Raw genomic sequence first — 20,650 nt, 5'->3', positions numbered from 1 at the left:
GCCGGCCCTGGGAGCGCCCCGGCCGACGGGCTCACCCCGGACCGGGTGAAGTGCGTGGTGTGGGACCTGGACAACACCCTGTGGGACGGGATCGCGGTGGAGTCCCCCACCGGCGCGCTGCCCACGCCGCGCCCCTGGGTGCTGGAGGCGATCGGCACGCTCGCCGAGCGCGGGGTGCTGAGCAGCGTCGCCAGCCGTACCGACCCGGCGGTGCTGGAGCAGCTGCGCGCGGACCCCGCGCTGGCCGAACGGTTCGTCGCGCCGCAGGCCGGCTGGCAGGACAAGAGCGAGTCGCTGCGCCGGATCGCCGACGACCTGGGCATCGCGGTGGAGGCGCTGCTGCTGGTGGACGACAGTCCGTACGAGCGGGCCGAGGTCGCGGCGATGCTGCCGGGGGTCCCCACCCTCGCCCCGGAGCAGGTGCCCGAGCTGCTGGCCGCGCTGACCGCCGGGCCGGTGACCGAGGACGCGCGCCGGCGGGTGAGCCGCTACCGCGCGGAGGCGGTGCGCAAGGAGGAGCGCCGGCGGTTCGCCGGGTCGCGGGAGGAGTTCCTGCACTCCTGCCGGATGCGGCTGTCCCTCGGTACCGCCCGGGACGAGGACCTGCCCCGGGTGGCGGAGCTGGCCACCCGCACCCACCGCCTCAACTCCTCGGGCCTGGACCTGGACCCCGGCACGCTGCGGGCGTCACTCGCCGACGGCGGCACCACCGTGCTCGTCGCGGAGCTGGAGGACCGGTTCGGCGACTACGGGATGATCGGCACGGCGCTGGTCGAGCGCACCCCCGGGGCGTGGACGGTCCCGCTGCTGGCGCTCTCCTGCCGGATCGCCGGGCGCGGGGTGTCGGTGGCGTTCCTGCGCTGGCTGATGGACCGGGCGCGGGACGAGGGGGCGGCGGAGTTCCGGGTGGTCTCCCGCCCCACCTCGGCCAATGTCGAACTGCGACTGCTCTTCCGGCAGGCCGGGCTGCGCGTGATCGGCGAACCGGGCCGGGACCGGTCGGCCCCCCTCACCCTGGGCCGGCCGCTGGACGGGACGCTGCCGGAGTTCCCGTCCTGGCTTGCCCTGTCCGGTCGTTGAGGAGCGTACGAACCATGGCGGAGGACCGCACCGTGTCCGAGGAACGCACCGTGTCCGAGGTGGAGCGGACCATCCGGGGGATGCTGGCCGAGGCGCTGCGGGTGGACCGCGGCGAGATCGACCGGCTGCCCGCCGGGACCGAGCTGTTCGGGCCCCGGATCGCCCTGTCCTCGCTGGCGGGCGCGGCGCTGCTGGGCGCCATCCGCCGGGAGTACGGCGTGGACGTGGCCGACGAGGACCTCAACCTGGACTCCCTGGAGTCGATCGCCACGCTGCGCGACTTCGTGGCCGAACGCGTCTAGCGCGCCGCGCGAGGCCGCGGCCCGGCCGCGGGAGGCCACGCGGGTGCGGCGTGGGCCGCGGACGGGGGCGTGCGTTCCGGCGGGACGCGGACGGGCGCGCGGTTGCGCCGGACCGGCGGGACGCGGCCTGCCCGCGGAGGCGTCGGGCGGGCGGACGGACGGCCGGCTGGGGGCCGACTGCTGCGGCGGAGGTACGCCCCGGGTGGCCCGCCGACTCACCGGCCCGCCGGCCCGGGGCGTTCCACCTCGTCCGGCCGGGAGGGCGTCCGTGGGCGGCCCTGTCGCGCCCCGGGTACCCGACCCGTGGGCGCCGCGCGGTGCCCGGCCGGTGCTTCCGGCACGGCTCCGCGCCCCTGACGACCGGGCCGCGCGCCCCTGACCGGCCTCACCGCGTGCCCCCGGCGCATCTCGCGCGCCCCTGATCCGCACTCCCCGCGCCCCCGGGCGCTCGCCGGCCGGCGCCCCGGGCCGTGGCCGACCGCGCGCCCCCGGGCGCCCCTGACGACCACCCGGCCCGCTCCCCCGACCCGCGTCCGGGCCCGGGCACCGGGCCGCCGGGGACCGCCCCCGCGCCGTCGCGGGGACCCGGCGGGCGCCCTAACGGACCATCCCGGTCGCGCGGCGGGCCCGGATGACGGAGGGTCGATGGTGCCGAGCCCCCGCCGCATTCCCGGGGGCTCGGTGCTGACCGCCCCGACGTGGCCGTGCCGTACGAACGTCCCGGAGGTGCTCCCCGTGTCCGCAGCCGACACCGCCGTGACCCTGCAGGCCCCGCGGCCCCGCCCGGCCCGGCCCGCTCTCGCCGCCGTCCTGGAGTCGCTGCGCCGGGCCGCCCCCGCCCTGGCCGTGTACGCGGCGGTGCGGCTCACCGCGACGGGGTGCATGGCGGTGTGGGCCTGGCACATCGGCAAGCACCCGCGCACCCTGCTCGGCCACTCCTGGGACGCGGTCTGGTACGCCGGTATCGCCCGGGACGGTTACGACCCGGCCTCCCCCTCGCCCGGCCGGGCCCTCAGCGACCTGGCGTTCTTCCCGCTCTTCCCGGGTCTGGCGCGCGCCGTCGCCACCGTCACCCCGCTGGGCACGGTCTCCGCCGGGCTGGTGGTGGCCTGGATCGCGGCGGGCGCCGCGGCCTGGGGCATCCACGCCGTGGGCCGGCTGCTGTACGGCGACCGGGCGGCGGTGTGCCTGGTGGCGCTGTGGGCGCTGCTGCCGCACGGCATCGTGCAGTCCATGGCGTACACCGAGCCGGTGCTCACCGCGCTCGCCGCCTGGGCCCTGTACGCGCTGCTGACCGGGCGCTGGCTGTGGGCGGGCTCGCTGGCGCTGCTGGCCGGGGTGTGCCGGCCCAACGGCATAGCCGTGGCCGCCGCGGTGTGCTGCTGCGCGGCGGCCACCGCACTGGGCCCGGTGGCCGCCCGGCGCCGGCGGGCGGGACCCCGGCACCGTGCGTCCGCGCCGCGCGCGGGCACGTGGCGTACGGCCGTGTGGCGCACGGAGGCACGGCGTACGGTCCCGGCCGCGCGCGGCACCACCGGGACGTGCGCCACCGCCGGGACGGGCGCGGCGGCCGGGACCGGCGAGGAGATCACCCGGCCGGATATCGCCCGGCCGGCGGACACCGGCCCGGGGGACCCCGGACCCGAGAACGCAGAAACGCGGGACGCCGGTCCCGCCGGGGCCGGACCCGAGGGCACCGGGCCACGGCACCCGGGAGAGCCGGGCACCGAAGAGCGGGGCACCACAGAGCGGGACACCGGACCGGAGGCCGGCGGCGGAGCCCCTGGGCCCGCCGGGGCGACCCGGGCCCCGGCCGGCCCGGGGACCGCGGGGCCGCCCGGCGCGGAACGCCGCCCCTCCCGCCGGCGGATATGGTGCGCCGCCGTGCTGGCGCCCCTGGGCTGGCTGGGATACATCGGCTGGGTGGGGCTCCGGCGCGGCGGCCCGCTGGGCTACTTCCGGGTACAGGCCGAGTGGGGGTCGCACTTCGACTTCGGCCGGGACACCCTGATGTCGGTGCGCCACCTGCTCACCGGCCGGGACGTGCTCGCGGACTACATGACGCTCGCGGTGCTCGGCGCGGCACTGGTCCTGCTGGCGCTGCTGGTGCTGGACCGCCCGCCGGCGGCGCTGCTGGTGTACACCCTGGTGCTGGTCGTCATCGCGTACGGCGGGGCGAACTACTTCGCCTCCAAGCCCCGGTTCCTGCTGCCCGCCTTCCCGCTGCTGATCCCGGCCGCGCTGGCCATGGCGAGAGCCCGGCCGCGCACGGTCGTGGTGACGACCGTGGCGCTGACCGGGCTCTGCAGCCTGTACGGCACGTACCTGCTCACCGTGGCGCCCGTACCGCTGTGACCGGGCCCGCGGGGCGGTGGAGGAGGGCCGCTCAGCCCTCGTCGTCCGGCTTCTCCCCGTCGGGGGAGTCGATCTCGGCCTCCAGGCCGAGCTGCTCGACCAGCCAGCGGTCGAACTCGATCGAGGCACGCACCCAGCTGACGGTGCTGGAGACGAAGTGCTCCAGGCTGACGCCGGTGCCGATCAGCATCTGCGCCTCACCGATCAGGCGGACAGTGCCGTCGTCGTTGGTGTGGCTGTAGACCTTGGGCCACAGGGTGCGGCGGTTCCAGTCGTCGATCGCCTCCAGAAGCTGCGGCTTCTTGTCGATCTCGTGCGGCCGGTCGTAGAACGTACGGACCGAGAAGACCTGCTGCTCCTCCTCACCGCGGAACATGAAGTACGTGCGGAACTGCTCCCACGGAGCGGCGAGGTCACCCTCGTCGTCCACGACGTACTTCAGCTCCATCTGTTCGAGAAGCTGCTTGACCAGGTCCTGGTCCGGAATGACCGGGCCCACGGGGCCGGTCGGCTCCGGCTCGGGCTGGCCCCCGAAGTTCGGAATCGAGGACGGGTCGATGCTCACCGGGATTTCCCTTCGTACGGATACGGCCATCCTCCCCCACACCCCGCCGGTCACCGCAACCCCTGACGCGCCCGATCCGCCCAGGGCTGACACGATCCGGCCGGGCGCTCCGGCCCGTCACGCACCCGGACGGCAACCGGCCGGGCACACCGCCCCGGGAGTGCGGCCCGCCCGGGAGGCGCCCCCGGGCCCCGGGCCGGCCCGGGGCCCGGGGGCCCCAGCCGCGGGCGGTCCGGCCGGCTCAGCGGGCCCGCACCGGGGAGGTATCCACCGGCCGGGCCCGCGTCCCGGCGGGCCGGTGCCGCGGCGGGCCCCTCCCGGTGGGCCGGTGCCTCAGCCGGCCGCCGCCGGCACCGGGCCGACCAGCAGGTCGTCGCCGGCCCGGTCCACCCGGACCGTGTCGCCGTCCCGGACCTCGCCGGAGAGGATCTCCTTCGCCAGCCGGTCGCCGATCGCGGACTGCACCAGGCGGCGCAGCGGGCGGGCGCCGTACGCCGGGTCCAGGCCCTCCTCGGCGAGCCAGTCCAGGGCCGCCTCGGTGACCTCCAGGGTGAGCCGCCGTTCGGCCAGCCGCCGGGCGAGCCGGTCGATCTGGAGCCGGGCGATGCGGCCCAGTTCGGGCTTGGTGAGCGCGGAGAACACCACCAGGTCGTCCAGCCGGTTGAGGAACTCCGGCTTGAAGGAGGCCCGGACCACCTCCAGCACCTGCTGCTTCTTCTCCTCCTCGCCGGTCAGCGGATCGACCAGGTACTGGCTGCCCAGGTTGGAGGTGAGGATGAGGATGGTGTTACGGAAGTCGACGGTGCGGCCCTGGCCGTCGGTGAGCCGGCCGTCGTCGAGCACCTGGAGCAGGATGTCGAAGACCTCCGGGTGGGCCTTCTCCACCTCGTCCAGCAGCACCACGCTGTACGGGCGGCGGCGGACCGCCTCGGTGAGCTGGCCGCCCTCCTCGTAACCGACGTAGCCGGGCGGGGCGCCGACCAGCCGGGCGACGCTGTGCTTCTCGCCGTACTCGCTCATGTCGATCCGGACCATGGCCCGTTCGTCGTCGAAGAGGAAGTCGGCGAGCGCCTTGGCCAGCTCGGTCTTGCCCACGCCGGTCGGGCCCAGGAAGAGGAAGGAGCCGGTGGGCCGGTCGGGGTCGGCGATCCCGGCGCGGGTGCGGCGCACCGCGTCCGACACCGCGCGGACCGCCTCGCCCTGGCCGATCAGCCGCCTGCCCAGCTCGTCCTCCATGCGGAGCAGCTTCTGGGTCTCGCCCTCCAGCAGCCGGCCGGCCGGGATGCCGGTCCAGGAGGCGACCACGTCGGCCACGTCGTCCGGGCCGACCTCCTCCTTGACCATGGTCTCCTTCTTGGCCTCCGCCTCGGCCTCGGACGCCTCCGCCAGCTCCCGCTCCACGGCCGGGATCTCGCCGTAGAGCAGCTTGGAGGCGGTGTCGAAGTCGCCGTCGCGCTGGGCGCGCTCGGCCTGGCCGCGCAGCTCGTCCAGCTTCTCCTTCAGCTCACCGACCCGGTTCAGGCCCTGCTTCTCCTTCTCCCAGCGGGCGGTGAGTCCGCGCAGCTCCTCCTCCTTGTCGGCGAGGTCGCGGCGGAGCTTCTCCAGCCGCTGCCGGCTGGCCTCGTCCGACTCGCTCTTCAGCGCCAGCTCCTCCATCTTCAGCCGGTCCACGGCGCGCTGGAGCTCGTCGATCTCGACCGGCGAGGAGTCGATCTCCATCCGCAGCCGGGAGGCGGCCTCGTCCACCAGGTCGATGGCCTTGTCCGGCAGGAAGCGGGAGGTGATGTAGCGGTCGGAGAGGGTCGCGGCGGCGACCAGCGCGCCGTCGGCGATCTGCACCTTGTGGTGGGCCTCGTAGCGGCCCTTGAGCCCGCGCAGGATGGCGACGGTGTCCTCCACCGTCGGCTCGGACACCAGCACCTGCTGGAAGCGGCGCTCCAGCGCCGGGTCCTTCTCGATCCGCTCCCGGTACTCGTCGAGGGTGGTGGCGCCGACCATCCGCAGCTCGCCGCGGGCGAGCATGGGCTTGAGCATGTTGCCCGCGTCCATCGCGGAGTCGCCGCCCGCGCCGGCGCCCACCACGGTGTGCAGCTCGTCGATGAAGGTGATGATCTGGCCGTCGCTCGCCTTGATCTCGGCGAGCACGGTCTTCAGCCGCTCCTCGAACTCACCCCGGTACTTGGCGCCGGCGACCATCGCGCCCAGGTCCAGCGCCACCAGCCGCTTGTCCTTCAGCGACTCGGGCACGTCGCCCTTGACGATGCGCTGCGCCAGCCCCTCCACCACGGCGGTCTTGCCGACGCCCGGCTCGCCGATGAGCACCGGGTTGTTCTTGGTCCGGCGGGAGAGCACCTGCACCACGCGCCGGATCTCCTGGTCCCGCCCGATGACCGGGTCGAGCTTGCCCTCCCGGGCGGCGGCGGTGAAGTCGGTGCCGAACTTCTCCAGCGCCTTGTACGTGCCCTCGGGGTCCTGGCTGGTCACCCGGCGGCCGCCGCGCCGCTTCTCGAACGCGTCCAGCAGCTTGCGGGCGGACGCGCCCTGCCGGTCCAGCAGCTCCCCGGCCCGGCCGCCCCGGGCGGCGACGCCGATCAGCAGGTGCTCGGTGGAGACGTAGTCGTCGCCCAGCTTCCGGGCCCGCTCGGCGGCGTCGGCGAGCACCGCCAGCAGGTCCCGGTCGGGCTGCGGCGGCGCCACGGTGGAGCCCTGCACGCTGGGCAGCCCGCCCAGCAGCCGCTCCACCCCGCCGCGCACCGCGGCGGCGTCCGCCTCCACGGCCGCCAGCAGGTCCATCAGGTTCTCGTTGTCCTGGCCCTGGAGCAGGGCGAGCAGCAGATGGGCCGGGGTGAGGTCCGCATGCCCGGCGGACACCGCCCGGTCGTTGGCGGCGCTCAGCGCCTCCCGGCTCTTGTTGGTCAGCTCGGCGTCCACGGTGTGCTGCTCCTCCTCGCACGCTTACGGAAATTGCAGGACTCGACACAGGTCGGGTCCCCGGAATCTGCCTTCTCCAACCTCCGATAAGTTGAGTCTATTCCACTCAAGGTGCGGAGGATAGATTCCCGGGCATGGCGATCGACCCCAGGCACCCGGACCCCCTGTACCTGAGCTTCTGGCAGGAGCGGCAGCTGTGCACGCTCACCACGCTCCGCCCGGACGGCACCCCGCACACCGTCCCGGTCGGCGTCACCTACGACCCGGAGGCCGGCCTGGCCCGGGTCATCACCCGCCGGGGCAGCCGGAAGGCGGCGAACGTGCGGGCCGCGGGCCCGGCGGGCGCGCCGGTCTCGGTCTGTCAGTGGGCGGACGTCCGGTGGGCGACCCTGGAGGGCCGCGCGCGGGTCCGCACCGAGCCGGAACTGGTCGAGGACGCGGTGCGGCGGTACGCCGAACGCTACGGGCGCACCCCGGCCCCCAACCCGGAGCGGGTGCTCATCGAGATCACCCTCACCCGGGCGATGGGCCGGGTGACCGCCCCGCGGCCCCGCACCTGACCCGCCGGCCGCGCCGGCGCCCCGTACCACCTGTCGCGCAAGCCCGTGCCGCCCCGTACCACCTCATCCGCCGCTCGCGCCGTGTCCGTGCCGGGCCGCGTCACGGACGTCGGCGCCGTGCCCGGTCCGCACCCGCGCGCCCTGTCCGCACCTCCGTCTGCCCCCGCCGCCGCCCGTCACTCCCCGGGTACGTCACTCCCCGGGGCGCGCCGCACCGCTCCCCGCGGCATGGGCCCCGTTGCGCCATCGCCGGCATAACGGGTGCCGGCCCGGGTACGTACGCCGGCCCCGCGCATGCTCCGACCCCGCGCGTACGCCGGCCCCGGCCGGCCTCACGCGTCCCCGCACGTACGCCGGCTCCTGGGCGTACGCCTGATTCCGCGCGGCGGAGCCGGACCGCACCAGGCCGCGGACCCGACGGGGCCCGGCGGCCCGGTGCGGGCCGTCCGCCGGGGCGGGGCTCCGGCGGACGGCCCGTACGGCTCCCGGTCCGCCTCCTCACGGCTCCTCGTCGAGGACCTCCAGGTTCACGAACCGCGGTTCGCCTTCGCACAGCGCGCGGAACCGCTCGGCCACCCGCACCGTCTCCGGCAGCGCGTTGTTCATCATGGCCTGCTCGTAGGACGGGAACTCCACGATGTCCACGAAGTGGCTCGGCTTCTCACGGTCCCGCGTGTGGTACTCGCGGGTCACCGTCCGCCGCCCCTCGGTGGCCATCATCCACTCGTCCATGAGCTGGGCCATCTCCGCTTCCCGTGCCGTCTCGTACTCGATGACCTGCACGAACTTCATGGCTCAGCCTTCCTTGGCGTACTCCTTGGCCATGCCGCCCGCGAAGTCGTGCACGACCACCGCCTCGTCGCCGACCACCCAGGCGTCGTGTCCCGGGGAGACCACGAACACATCGCCGGGCCCCACCTCGGCCTCCGCGCCGTCGTCCATGCGGATACGCATCCGCCCGGCGACCACGTAGCCGTTGTGGTGCACCTGGCAGCTGTCGGTGCCCGCCAGCGGCGCCACCGACTCCGACCACCGCCAGCCCGGCTCGAACGTGCCCACCGCGAAGTCCAGCCCGTCCAGGTGCAGGGCTTCGAGGTGGCCGCGGGGGAAGTCACGCCGCTCGTCCGGCTTTTCGACCGTCTTCACTTCCAACATCGGACAACCTCCTCGGCCTTCTCGGCCATACCTCCATGGTGCGCCCGGCAGCCCCGGAGCACCCGCGCGCACCGGGGTCCGGCCGCTCCGGCCCGGGACGTGCCGGCTCATCCCGGCATCTCCGCCCCGCCCCGGCCGGGCCGCCGGGGAACGTCCGGGGCCCACCCCTCCGCCGGGTCCCGGCCCACCGGGTCCGCGGCCGCCGGACCGGGGTCCGCCGGGCCCGGGGCGCGGCGCTGCGGGACGCGCAGCACCACCTGGGTTCCCACACCGGGCCGGCTGTGCCAGGTGGCCGTGCCGCCGTGCAGGCCGACCCGTTCCCGTACCGAGGTCAGGCCGTTGCCGCCGGCGGTCCGGGCGGGGTCGAACCCGGCGCCGTCGTCCTCCACCGTGGCGGTGATCACGTCAGGGGCGATGTCCACCCACAACCCGATCCGCCCGGCCCGGGCGTGGGTGAACGCGTTCCGGAGGCATTCCCGCAGCGCCACCATGACGTCCTGACGCAGCTCCGGCGATATCCACGATTCGTCGCCGCACACCCGGATCTCGGTACGGGTCGGCGGCCGGCCCACGGTTTCCGCGAATTCCCGCAGCGAGGACTCCAGACCCGCCGCGGGAATCCGCATGCGTAATCCGTTGACGAGCGTGCGGGTGTAGGACAGGGCCTCCTGTACGGAGTCGTGGACGCGCGCCAGGCGCGGCGTCCAGGCGCCGTCGAGTTCCTCTCCGACATACAGTTCGAGGTGGCGGAGGGTGAGCGCGAGCGAATTCCCCAGATAGTCGTGCACATCGCGGGACAGCCGCATCCGGTCGGCGGAGTTGGCCTCCCGTACCTGGTGCAGCAGCAAGGAGTCGTAACCCCTGAGATGTGCCGTGACGCGCGCGCCGACGCTGTGGTTGAAGGTGCGCAGGGTCAGGGCGAGGAGTTCGTCCGCGCGGTCGGGCGGCGCCAGCGCCGTGGCCCGGCGCAGGTGGTCCAGGCTGACCTGGAACAGCGTGGTGCACGCCTGCATCGACACCGAGGGGTGGAGGGACTGGGCGGCCGCCGCATGCCCAGTCCGGTGGCGGCGGCCAGCGCGTCCTCGGTCGGCTGCCGGCGGGCGTACCGCAGCGCGGCGACGCAGTCGTCGATGATCTCGTGCGCCTGGCGCCGGGCGGGTTCCCATGCGGGCGGGTCGGCGATCTCGTTGCCCAGCTCGCGGAGGGCCGCGCGGTAGTCCGCCACGATCGCCGGGGCGAACCCGGCCAGGGCGTCGGCGTGATCGTCGACCCGCGGGTCGACGATCACGGCCGCGCCGGCCGCCGGCGGGATCACCGCGACCGCCGCGCCCACCGTCCCGGCCGCCGTCGCGCCCACCGTCCCGGCCACGGTGCCGGCCGCCGGTGCGGTCGTCCCCGCGCCGGCCCCGGAGGGGGTCGCCCCCGCCGCGGCGCACTGACCCGGCCCCGTTCCGGCGGCCCGGGGGTGCGGGCCGGCCCGCACCGGCGGCGGGCCGGCCCCGCGCCGGCCGCCGGCCCGGCAGCGGTAGCGTCCGGAGCCGCGTCAGCCCGCCGGCCCCTCGTGACAACCACCGGTGCCGCGTCCCGCGCCGGCCCCCCGTGACAACCGCCTGTGCGGCAGCCCGCCGCCGGAGCCGTGCACGCCCCGGAGCGGCGTCACGCCCCGGTGGCGCGGCCGTCGGTCTCCACCGGGTCGGTACCCGCCGGGATCGGCACCCGGTAGACGCCGTTGATCTCGTCCTGCACGTCCCAGGTGCTGAACTCCACCGTCTTGCCGGCGCGCGGCGCGTGGATGATCTTCTTGCCGGCGGGGTCCCAGACCAGGCCCACGTGCTCCGAGGTGCCGTCGCTGTTCGGCCGGAAGAAGATCACGTCGCCCGGCTGCGCCTCGGAGAGATCGACCTTGTGCGCCTTGAGGTTGGGCTGCTGGTCGTAGGTGGTGTAGCCGATGTTGATCTTGCCACCGCTGGCCATGTAGTAGGCCCACTGCGTGAAGCTGGAGCAGTCGAAGCTCCGCGGGTTCTTCCCCTGCAGGCGCGGCGCGCCCAAGGCGTAGGGGACACCCAGACCGCGCTGCGCCCAGCGGAGCACCGCCCGGATGACCGGGTCGTCCTCGGCCGGCAGCACGCCGGTGCTGCCCGCGCCGTCCGGATCGACGTTCGGGCCGCCGGCCTGCTCCGCGCAGGCGGCGTACCGGGCGTCCTTGCTCTCGTCGTTCTCGCTCTCGCCGTCCGGCACCGTGCCGTAGTCGGGATCGGCGACGACCTTGCCCTCCATCCAGCCCTTGGGGTCCACCATGCCGGGGCCCTCGTCCTGGCCGGGGTTGAACGGGTTGTCCACGCCGGGCTTGCGCACCTCCCAGTGCAGGTGCGGGCCGGTGACGTTGCCGGTGGCGCCCACGGTGCCGATCTGCTGGCCGCGCTTCACCTTGTCGCCGACCGAGACCATGATCTCCGTCTGGTGGGCGTAGAGGGTGATGACGCCGCCGGCGTGCTCGATGTCCGTCTGGTTGCCGTAGGACCCGCCCGGGCCGGCCTTCTTCACGGTGCCGTCGGCCGGGGCGTAGATCGGGGTGCCGGTGGAGGCCACCAGGTCGAGGCCGGTGTGGTAGCCCAGGCTCCACATCCGCCCTTCCTTGTGGTACTCCGTGCCCATCTGGTACGTGCCCTCCTTCATGGGCCACTGCCAGTTCTTCCCCGCGTCGTCGTCCGGCCGGGCCAGGAACCGCGGGGCGTCGGCCGGGGCCGCGTACGCCGCGGGGACCATGGCGGGCTGTCCGCCGTCGTCAGCCGCCCCGGTGGCGGCACCCGCCTGGACGGTGTCCGGTCCCGAACGCCGGTTGCCCTCCTTCAGCGGCGGGGTGGACCAGGAGCGCGGCTCGACGGGCTTGATGCTGCCGGCCTCGGAGATCTGGACGTCGTTGCCGACCGGCTCGGGGATGTCGGACTGCTTGCCCAGGGTGGGGAAGTCGGGGTTGCTCCGGATGGTCGCGGCGATGTGGTCGTACCAGCGCTCGATGCGCTTCTCGTCGTTGGTGAACGCGCCACGGTAGCGGGCCGCCTGGGTCAGCACCACCCGCATGTAGATGGTGTTGGACTTGGTGGAGCCGGAGTAGATGCGCAGCGCCTCGGCGGCGTTGGTCTCGGCCTTCTTCGCGTGCAGGTAGTTGGCGGCGGCGAAGGCGGCGTCGTCCACGTTGTACAGGTCTTCCTTGCCGTCGTTGTTGCCGTCGTCCCCGTAGTCGTGCCACGCGGGGTCGCCGAACTGGAGGATGCCCTTGTAGCCGGCGCTGTTGGCGCCGCCGGGAGCCGCCGACGGGTCCTGGCCGTACTTGGTCTCCTGGTACATCTGGCCCGCGATCAGCGTCCAGTCCAGCCCGTCGTACCGGGCGGCGGCGCGCATCGCGGCCATCATCATGCGGGGGGGTATCTCGTTCCGCGCCGCCTCGCTCGGGGTGTACATCCCCTTGCCCGGCATGATCGGGTTGGTCGCCGCCTCCGGGCCGGTGTTGCCGCCGTTGGCGGCGTCCTTGTAGTCCGAGCAGGAGGCGGCGGAGGCGCTGTTGCCGGACCCGTTGAACAGCATCGTCAGCACCATGACGAAGGACATCACCAGGACCGCCAGCCCCGCGCAGCCGCACCCGCAGCCCATGCCGGCGGCCTTGCCCGAGCCGCCCTGCTTCTTCCGGCCGGCCAGATGGGCGCCCGCCTTCTTGAGCGCCGCGGCGCCCACCTTCTTGAGCACCAGGGCTACCGGAACCGCCATCTGCGCCTCGCTATCCGGCCTGGTCGGACGAGCCGACGTTCCCGAGCCCGAAGAGACTGATACCGGAGACCTTCCAGTCCCCGCCGCGCCCGCTCACCGCGGTCACCAGCCACAGGTTGGACTCGGTGGTCCGCTCGCCCTTCGCGGTGCGCGTGGTGTCCAGCTGGATCACCGTGGAGATCTGCCGGCCGCCGCCCTTCACCAGGTCGTTGGAGACCAGCGCGTCCCGCATGACGGTGGCCTTGCCGCGCGAGGTGCAGCGGTCCGCCTTGCACTGGTCCCACTCCTGCCCGGTGGGCAGGGAGGTCTCGTCGCGGATGGCGGTGTCATCGGTGATGAGCTCCGTCAGCGGGCGCCGCCACTCCTCCGGGTCGCTGGCGTGGTCGTAGGTGGCGGTCCCGGCCAGGTACCTGGCCATCACCTCGTGTGCCGCGCCGACCTCGGACATCGGCACCACGGGCTGCGGCTCGGGCAGCTCGGCGACGTCGCCGCCGGCCGCCCCGGTGCCGCCGCCGGACGTGCCGCCGCCCCCCGGTGGGGTGTCACCGCCCGGCGGCAGGTCGTCGCCGCCCGGTTCGCCGGTCGCCGTGGGACGCGTACCGCCACCGCCGGCCCGGCCGTCCTCCTCCCCGTCGAAGACGGTGAAGACGACCAGCACGGCGACGAGGAGGAGGCCCAGCACGGCCAGCGCCAGGAACCCCTTGCGCTTCTGGTCGGGGTCCAACTCCATGCCCGCGCTACTCCCTTGTCATCTGCCGGTGCGGCCTCGGGGGTGAGGTGACCGTGTCACGGTATGAGCTGCGTGTAGCAGCCGGACCACGCGCTTTCCTCACGGGGACAGCGGTGAGGAAAAGGGCGGGGAGTGCACCGGCGGGGCTGCCGGCCGCGCGGGGCGGGTGCGTCCCGGCCGCGGTCCCGCCTTCCGCGGGTGCCACCCGCCCGCCGGCGGCGCGGTGGCCGTGGCCGGCCCCGGTCGCCGGCACGGGCCGGCGCGCCGCGGGCGTCAGGCCAGGATGATGCCCAGGAGCAGCAGCGCGGCCACCCCGGCGAACATGATGATCCGCGCCGTGGGGTCCTCCCGTTCCCACAGCTCGTGCACCGTGGCCCAGCCCGACAGGCGGGCCAGCCGGTTCTCCTTCCCGGCCGGCGCGGTCTCGTCGGTCCCTTCCGGCGCCGGCGTGGCCGGCTCCGCGCCGGGTGCCTCGTCCTCGCCCGGTTCGGCGCCGACCCCCAGTTGCTCCTGCGCGACCTGGAGCAGGTCGTCGAGCAGTTCGGGCAGCGTGTTGGGGGTGAGCGGATAGGTCATGATCCCCTGCGGGGACTGCAGGCAGAGCACCGCCTGCCAGGGGTTGCCCGGTCTGTAGCCGGCCACCCAGGCCCGCTCGGCCTGGTACATCTGCGGCAGCGACTGCTGGACCGCCATCGCGACCGACGGCTGCACCATCGGCTGCGGCGCCCCCGGCATGCCCGGCGGCTGCTGCCGGGGCTCCTGCGGCGGGCCGTACACCGGCTGCGCCTGCGGCCCGTACCCCTGCGGCTGCTGCGGCTGCGCCGGCGCCTGCTGGGGTGGCTGGGCCTGCTGCGGCTCCTGGACGTACGGCGCCTGCCGGCCGTATCCGGCCTGCTGCGGCTGCTGCGCACCGCCCGGCGGCACCGGCCCCGGACCGTAGCCCGCCCCCTGCCCCTGGACGTGCGGTCCCTGGCCCGGCCCGGGCTGCCCCTGACCGGGCGGCGGGTACGCCTGGGCGGCTGCCGCGTGCTGCGGCGTGCCCCCGTGCGGCGGCGTGCCGCCCTGCGGTGAGGTGCCCCCCTGCTGCTGCGGCGTGCCGCCCTGCGGCGGTATGCCCCCCTGAGCACGCGGGTCGTGGGGGGTCGGTTGCGCGTGCTGCTCGCTCAACGCTCGTCCTTCGGCATGGTCGGCTGGTTCGGGCGGCCGGCTGTTCCGGCCGGCCGGCTGGTCGTCGGGGTCGGGGGTCGGCGGGGCCGCGGTCCGGGCACATGGTCGCCGATGCCTGTATCAGGCCACCCGCGCACCGCACACCGTGCCGGTCCCCCCTTTCCCCGCGCTTTCCCTGACGCTTCCGCGGCCGTCCCCGCTTGAGGAAATGGCCGCCCGGCGCTGCGACAGCCGTTTGTCAGACTGCCCGTCAGCACCCGGCGGACGTGTGGCGGGTGCCGACGGCAGGCAGCAGAGAGCACCCGTTGGAGACACCGACTCGATGACAGACCACAACAGCAGTGCTGGCGGGGTCGGCGGAGGCCCGGCACCCGGGCACCCCGCATCCTTCGGTGCGCCCGCGACCGCTCCGCAGCAGCGCGTCCCCTCCGACGTGGCGCGCGCCCAGGTCGCCGCGGCCTGGGTGCGCAGCGCCCCGCAGGCCGCGGTGCCGCCGGGCCAGGCCGCCGTCCCGACCCTGCCGCCCCGGGACCCCGGCCCGCGGCCGGACGCGGAGACCAAGCAGGAGAAGCGCGAGCGCCGGCGGCGCGAGCGGAAGGCGGAGTACGAGCGGAAGAAGGCCGCCCGCGCGGAGCGGGCCGCCGGGCGGAAGAAGTCCCGTGGCGGGGCCTCCGCCCCGGCGGCGGACGCCGCGCGGGAGGAGACCCCGGGCACCCGGCCCGGCACCGGGCCGGGGCCGGGTACGGCGCACACCGCGCCCGGGGCCGGGACGACGGACGGCCGGTCGGCCCCGGCGGCGGAGGGCGGCGCACCGGCCACGGCCGGCAACGCGGCCGCGGGCGGGACGTCCGGCAAGGCCGGGAAGTCCGGCAAGGCGGCCAGGGTCGGCAAGGCGGCCAAGGGCACGTCGGGCAAGGCGTTCGACGTCCCGGCGCCCGGCGGACGGATCGCCACCTCCGGCCGGCGCACCCATGTGGCGCTGCGGGCCACCGTCCTGGCCACCACCTGCCTGTTCGCGCTGGGCTCCTGCACCGTGATGGGCCTGGTCATCGGCAAGTCGGGCAGCACCAGCACCGCCGCCCTGTCCCAGCGGGACGTGGACCGCTACCGGCTCACCTCCTTCCCGCTGGACGCCGCCGCGACCTTCGCCGAGGAGTACGCCATGCTCTGCATGACCTTCTCCGAGAAGACCGAGGAGGAGCGCTCCGCGGAGCTGGCCCGCTTCGTCTCGGCCGGGGTCGAGACCAACTGCGGGTGGACCGGCAGCGGTTCGCAGACCGCCGAGTCCGCCGCCTGGGACGGCAGCGCCGAGCCGATCCCCGAGTACGCCGGGCACGGCCGCTACCTGGGCGTCCGGGTGCGGCTGAGCACCGGGCAGGTCGCCGCGCTCACCGTCCCGGTGTACGTCCGCGACCTGCGGACCGGCCAGGGGCTGAAGGTCGTCGGCCAGGTCGGCGTCATGCCGCTGCCGCCCGGCGGCAAGGCCCCGGCGATCGACGAACCGGTCGTGGACCAGGCGCTCTCGGACAACCTGGCCACCCGGGTGCTGCCCGGCTTCTTCACCGCCTGGGGGTCCTCGGACGCCACCGCGCTGGCCCGCTTCACCATGCCCGACGCCACGGCGCGGGCCACCGGCGGGCTGCACGGGGCGTGGGGGAAGCCGGAGATCACCACGGCCGAGGCGCTGGCCCCGGCGGGCACCCGCGCCGGAGCTGCGGTGCGGTACCGCCCCGGGGACACGGTGCTGGCCCGCGTGTCGGTGCGCTGGAACGGCGCCGACGGCGTGGGCGCGGTCCACTCCTACCGCGTGACCCTGGAGAACACCGCTCAGGGCTGGTTCATCAAGGACGTCAACGGCGCCGTGCTCGACCACAAGGGCGGCGCGGCCAAGGTCCCCGAGACCGCCCCGAAGGACGACAAGACCACCCCGCCGTCGGCGACGCCCGGGAACCTCTCGGGCCCGGACCGGACGGCGGGACAACCCACCAAGCGCTAGCGCGAGATGCCCGGGCACGGGCCCGGTGCACCCGTACCGGGCCGGCCGGCGCCGGACCCCTCGCTCGAAAGGGAAGAGATGTACAACAACACGCAGCTGCTGGCCGCGAACAGCGTGGACGACCTCAAGAACAACATCTTCGGCGTCCTCACGCCGATCAGCATCGCGCTGGTCACGCTCTCCTTGATGTTCCTCGGCTTCCGGCTGCTGATGTCGGTCAAGAAGGGCGACGGCATGCGGGAGGCGTTCCAGGGCGTGGGTCTGATCGCGGTGGCGACCATCCTGATCGCCGGCGCCGCCGGCCTGACCACCGTGCTGTTCGACCTCGGCAACGACATCGGCAACGGCCCGACCAACACCCCGTAAGGCGTCCCCGGCGGGGTGGTCCGGGCCGAACCGGCCGCCCCGGCCCCCGGCGGACGCCGCCGTTGACCGGAGCTACCGAGAGAGGGGAGGTGTCCTGTGGCGGAGGACCCGCCGGAGCCGCTGGTCGCGTACGACCACACCGATCTGCTGACGCGCCCCAAGCGCATCTGGAACTGGGGGAACATCCCGCTCCCCGGGCTGCTGCTGCCGGCCCTGGGGGCCTCCTTCGTCAGCGGCATCGCCTGGGTCGTGCTGCTGACCGCCGTCTCGTCCGTGGTGCCGTTCCTGGGTCTGTCGCTGCTGACGTCCCTGCTGTACTTCGGCCCGCCGGTCGCCGTGTACTTCGTCTGGGGCCGGCCGCTGTCCTCCACGCTCACCCTCAGCCAGGAACTGGTGGTCCGCGCCGACTACTGGCTGCAGCCCAAGCGGCTGCAGGGCCTGGGCGCGGACCGCGAGCCGGAGGAACTCCACTGGCAGGTCATCCTCTGGACCCCCGGCTCGCCCCGCTGGCACCGCAGGTACGCCGCGGCCCGCGAGGCCGCGGCCCAGCAGGGCACGTCCTTCTCCACGGGCACCGCCGGCCGTGCGCCGGGCCCGCTGTCCGACCCGCCTCCGCAGAGTTGAGTAGCAGATGCTCCTGATCATTCCGGCCGTGGCCGTGGTGTTCTTCGTCGTCGCCCTCGTCGTGGCCGCGCTGTCGCCCAAGAAGGGCGCCGCGCAGGGCCAGGGCAAGGGCGGCGCGAGCGGCAAGGGCGGCAAGGGCGGTTCCCGGAACTCCGGCTCCGCCTCGTCCGGCACCGCCGCGTCACGCCGCGAGGACCTCCGCCTGCCGTACCGCTACGCCGACGACATGATCTTCATCCACGGCGACTCGGTGTGGACCGGGCTGGTCCTGCCCACCTCCATCGACGAGTACCTGAACGCCGCTGAGCTCCAGGCGATGGCGGAGACCCCGGCCCGCGCGCTGCTGAACCTGGCCCGCGCCGACCGGAACGTCGAGTGCCACTACCGCAAGGTCTACCAGCCGATCACCGCGCTCACCTGGGCCGAGGAGCTCAACGCGGTGGCCTGGGACCCGACGCCCAACTACAAGGCGTACAACTACCGCAAGGCCGAGTACCAGGAGCGCATCGGCGCCATGCGGGAGCGGAACGTCCTGCTGGTGAAGCTGGGCAACCTCAAGCGGGGCGGCACCGGGGTGCTGCCCGAGGACGAGGAGCCGCAGGAGGGCGTGGGCCTGCTGCGCGGGGTCAACGGCGCGGCCGACAAGGTGACCGCCGCCGCCACCGGCGTCTCCGACGAGTACCTCAACCCGGCCCTGCTGGCCCACTGGACGCAGGTCGCCGTGGAGGTGCACGAGTCCCTGGAGACCCTCGGCGGCAGCCCGCTCACCCGCCAGGAGCTGGTCTGGCTGATCCGCAAGCCGCTCTTCGGCGACATCCCGGTGCCGCCCGAGCCGGTGCTCGGCTCCCGTTCCTGGGGCCCGGACCAGTTCGACCTGGTGGTGGACTTCTCCGGCGAGAACCGAAAGACGCACATCGTGCTGCACCAGTACGACGAGGAGACCGGCGCCCGGCAGACCAGCCACACCACCACCCTGGTGGCGGCGAACTGGCCGGCCGAGACCCGGTTCCGGCAGTCCACCGCCTGGGCCCGGTACGCCGCCCAGCACCTGGACTTCCCGGTCGAGATCGACATGCGCTTCACGCTGATCCCGCACGCGCGGTTCAAGGACCGGGCGGACAAGATCCGCGGCAACCTGGTCGACGAGCTGAACGACATGACCAACTCCGGGCGCACCCCGGACGCCAAGCTGGCCTCCCAGGTCAGCCGGGCCAAGACGCTCTGCGAGGACATCGACGAGCACAAGATGCCCGGGATGGAGGCGCAGATCCGGTTCACCATCTCCGCACCGGACGTGCGGGAGCTGGAGCGCCGCCGCCGGGTGCTGGAGCTGCAGTTCAAGCAGGACCTGAAGGTCACCCTGCTGCGCCCGACCCGCCAGCAGTGGCGGCTGCTCCAGTCGCAGCTGCCCGGGGACGCGCCCAAGCTCCCCATCGCCCCCTACCTCCGCCTCCAGGAGGTGGAGCAGATGGGCGCCGGGCTGCCGACCGCCGGCACCGAGATCGGCGACAACCCCGAGCACCGCTCCGGCAAGCGGCTCGGCTGGGTCGGCAACCTCGTCGGCTGGGCCGGGAAGATGCCGGTCCACTACTCGCTGCACGTGGGCCCGGCCCGCAACGACGGCGGCGGGGTGGCCATCGTGGGCGCGTCCGGCGGTGGCAAGTCCTCGCTGGCGCTGCAGAAGTTCTACGAGGAGTCGGAATCGGGCGTCCGCTGCCTGGTGATCGACCCCAAGACCGACTTCGCCCAGATGTGCTACTACCTGGCCTTCGGCGCGCAGGTGAACGACCCCGGGTTCTCCGCGGACGCGGACGCCGGCATCCTGGGCACCCCGCAGAGCCGGTTCCAGCCGGTGAACCGGGCGTTCTGGGACGACACCGAGGTGGTGGACCTGCTCAAGGGCCAGTCCGGGGTGCTCGACCCGTGGGTCATCGCCCGCGACGTGCCCTCCGGCCGGCTGCTCGCGGAGAGCATGCTCCGCGGCTTCCTCGGCGACGAGGACTACCAGCGGGTGCGGCTGCCGGTCATCGAGGCCATGGCCACCGTGGTCGGCCGGTACAACTCCGCGGTCCGGCAGGCGGTCGAGGAGGGCTTCTCCGGCCGCCCGGCCGACGCCAAGGTGCCGCGGCCCACCCTGTGGCAGGTGGTGGACGAGGTCGAGCGCGCCTACGAGCACGCGGTGCAGGAGGGGGACCGGGAGGCCGCCAAGGAGCTGAAGCTGGCGCAGATGCTCCTGACCGAGCTGCGCACCCTGCCGTACGCCCGGCTGGCCTTCGCCGAGCGGCCGATGCCGCTGTCCAGCGTGCGCAAGCGGCGTACGGTGATCACGCTGCGCGGCTACCAGTCGCCGGCCTCCACCGACCCGAAGAACTGGAACCCGGCCGAGCGGCTGGCGGCCACCGCGCTGATGGCGGTGGTGGAGCTGGGCAGCCAGATGCTCGACGTCGGGTACGAGAACAACCCGGTCACCGGGCAGGTCGGGCTGCGGCCCAAGGCGCTCTTCGTGGACGAGGCCTACGTGGTCACCGCCACCGAGAGCGGCCGGGACCTGATGCGGCGCGCGCTCAAGCAGGGCCGCTCCTACCTGGCGGTCACCGTGCTGATCACCCAGCAGGCCATCGACCTGGTGCAGATCGAGGACTCCGAGGCCCGCAGCGGCGGCGCCAACCAGATCCACACCGTCTTCGCGTTCAAGCAGAAGTCGGCCCAGGAGGCGGCGCTGGTGGCGCCGCTGCTGGGGCGCGCGGAGACGGACGCCAAGGTGGTCAACGCGCTCCAGGAGCTGCGCACCGGCGTGTGCCTCCAGCGGGACGTGGACAAGCGCGTGGGCACGGTCGCGGTGGACCTGGTGTTCAAGGAGATCCTCGCCGCCACCGACACCAACGGCACCACCCGCCCCGCCCGCCAGGGCATCGACCCGCCGCTCAGTGTCTGGGACTGGACGTTCATCCAGGAGGCGGCCGACGACGCCGGCCGGTCAGGCACCGCTTCCGAGCCCTCCGCTGCGGAACCGGCGTCCGCCGGCGCCGCGGCGTCATCCTCATAAGGACTGAT

General features: G+C 74.4%; 17 protein-coding genes. 8 read left to right on the top strand and 9 right to left on the bottom strand.

Annotation, left to right across the window (positions count from 1 at the left end; translation table 11 throughout):
* Positions 1-45: 45 nt before the first annotated feature.
* From IHE55_RS15725 to IHE55_RS15715, 3 genes are all read left to right on the top strand, one after another.
* Positions 46-1,080 (top strand): HAD-IIIC family phosphatase, encoded by a 1,035-nt coding sequence (locus tag IHE55_RS15725; RefSeq protein ID WP_307826680.1) that lies wholly within the window; start codon positions 46-48, stop codon positions 1,078-1,080.
* 14 nt (positions 1,081-1,094) lie between these two features.
* Complete coding sequence (locus IHE55_RS15720) at positions 1,095-1,382, top strand: acyl carrier protein (protein WP_197992036.1); 288 nt, start codon at positions 1,095-1,097, stop codon at positions 1,380-1,382.
* Positions 1,383-2,117: 735 nt separating this feature from the next.
* Positions 2,118-3,737 carry a hypothetical protein gene (locus tag IHE55_RS15715; protein ID WP_197989599.1) on the top strand — a complete coding sequence of 540 codons (1,620 nt, stop codon included), beginning with the start codon at positions 2,118-2,120 and terminating at the stop codon, positions 3,735-3,737.
* A gap of 31 nt (positions 3,738-3,768) precedes the next feature.
* On the opposite strand, the gene IHE55_RS15710 is transcribed toward IHE55_RS15715, so the two are convergent.
* Entirely contained in the window at positions 3,769-4,302 is a 534-nt protein-coding gene (locus IHE55_RS15710; protein WP_197989598.1) for a type III secretion system chaperone family protein, read from the bottom strand.
* Between the two features lie 333 nt (positions 4,303-4,635).
* On the bottom strand, positions 4,636-7,233 hold the full coding sequence (clpB, locus tag IHE55_RS15705; protein WP_197989597.1) for an ATP-dependent chaperone ClpB: 2,598 nt from the start codon (positions 7,231-7,233) through the stop codon (positions 4,636-4,638).
* A gap of 134 nt (positions 7,234-7,367) precedes the next feature.
* On the opposite strand from clpB, the gene IHE55_RS15700 reads away from it, so the two are divergent.
* Positions 7,368-7,793: a pyridoxamine 5'-phosphate oxidase family protein gene (locus IHE55_RS15700; protein WP_197989596.1), complete on the top strand. Its 426-nt coding sequence runs from the start codon at positions 7,368-7,370 to the stop codon at positions 7,791-7,793.
* Between the two features lie 498 nt (positions 7,794-8,291).
* On the opposite strand, the gene IHE55_RS15695 is transcribed toward IHE55_RS15700, so the two are convergent.
* The 7 genes from IHE55_RS15695 to IHE55_RS15665 all read right to left on the bottom strand — a co-directional run bounded on the left by IHE55_RS15695 (position 8,292) and on the right by IHE55_RS15665 (position 14,610).
* Positions 8,292-8,585, bottom strand: coding sequence for a hypothetical protein (locus IHE55_RS15695; RefSeq protein WP_197989595.1), 294 nt, complete (start codon positions 8,583-8,585; stop codon positions 8,292-8,294).
* 3 nt (positions 8,586-8,588) lie between these two features.
* Positions 8,589-8,948, bottom strand: a complete 360-nt coding sequence (locus tag IHE55_RS15690; protein WP_197989594.1) for a cupin domain-containing protein — start codon at positions 8,946-8,948, stop codon at positions 8,589-8,591.
* A 107-nt stretch (positions 8,949-9,055) separates the two neighbouring features.
* Positions 9,056-9,961 carry a sensor histidine kinase gene (locus IHE55_RS15685; RefSeq protein ID WP_232266392.1) on the bottom strand — a complete coding sequence of 302 codons (906 nt, stop codon included), beginning with the start codon at positions 9,959-9,961 and terminating at the stop codon, positions 9,056-9,058.
* Positions 9,862-10,305 carry a hypothetical protein gene (locus tag IHE55_RS15680; protein WP_197989592.1) on the bottom strand — a complete coding sequence of 148 codons (444 nt, stop codon included), beginning with the start codon at positions 10,303-10,305 and terminating at the stop codon, positions 9,862-9,864. Before IHE55_RS15680 ends, IHE55_RS15685 begins: the two co-directional genes overlap by 100 nt.
* A 299-nt stretch (positions 10,306-10,604) precedes the next feature.
* Positions 10,605-12,713 carry a peptidoglycan DD-metalloendopeptidase family protein gene (locus tag IHE55_RS15675; protein WP_197989591.1) on the bottom strand — a complete coding sequence of 703 codons (2,109 nt, stop codon included), beginning with the start codon at positions 12,711-12,713 and terminating at the stop codon, positions 10,605-10,607.
* Positions 12,714-12,723: 10 nt separating this feature from the next.
* Positions 12,724-13,443 carry a hypothetical protein gene (locus tag IHE55_RS15670; protein WP_197989590.1) on the bottom strand — a complete coding sequence of 240 codons (720 nt, stop codon included), beginning with the start codon at positions 13,441-13,443 and terminating at the stop codon, positions 12,724-12,726.
* Between the two features lie 273 nt (positions 13,444-13,716).
* Positions 13,717-14,610 carry a hypothetical protein gene (locus tag IHE55_RS15665; RefSeq protein WP_197989589.1) on the bottom strand — a complete coding sequence of 298 codons (894 nt, stop codon included), beginning with the start codon at positions 14,608-14,610 and terminating at the stop codon, positions 13,717-13,719.
* Positions 14,611-14,932: 322 nt separating this feature from the next.
* On the opposite strand from IHE55_RS15665, the gene IHE55_RS15660 reads away from it, so the two are divergent.
* The 4 genes from IHE55_RS15660 (at position 14,933) to IHE55_RS15645 (ending at position 20,642) form a co-directional block, all read left to right on the top strand.
* Positions 14,933-16,606, top strand: coding sequence for a conjugal transfer protein (locus IHE55_RS15660; RefSeq protein WP_197989588.1), 1,674 nt, complete (start codon positions 14,933-14,935; stop codon positions 16,604-16,606).
* A gap of 78 nt (positions 16,607-16,684) precedes the next feature.
* Complete coding sequence (locus IHE55_RS15655) at positions 16,685-16,972, top strand: hypothetical protein (protein ID WP_197989587.1); 288 nt, start codon at positions 16,685-16,687, stop codon at positions 16,970-16,972.
* A gap of 96 nt (positions 16,973-17,068) precedes the next feature.
* Entirely contained in the window at positions 17,069-17,596 is a 528-nt protein-coding gene (locus IHE55_RS15650) for a hypothetical protein (protein WP_197989586.1), read from the top strand.
* A 7-nt stretch (positions 17,597-17,603) separates the two neighbouring features.
* Positions 17,604-20,642: an ATP-binding protein gene (locus IHE55_RS15645; RefSeq protein WP_197989585.1), complete on the top strand. Its 3,039-nt coding sequence runs from the start codon at positions 17,604-17,606 to the stop codon at positions 20,640-20,642.
* Positions 20,643-20,650: the final 8 nt, after the last annotated feature.

It is taken from the genome of Streptomyces pactum (assembly GCF_016031615.1).
In the GTDB taxonomy this organism is placed as follows: domain Bacteria; phylum Actinomycetota; class Actinomycetes; order Streptomycetales; family Streptomycetaceae; genus Streptomyces; species Streptomyces pactus.
Note: the sequence above shows the minus strand (reverse complement) of the source record. Positions and strands in the feature narration are given on the sequence as shown.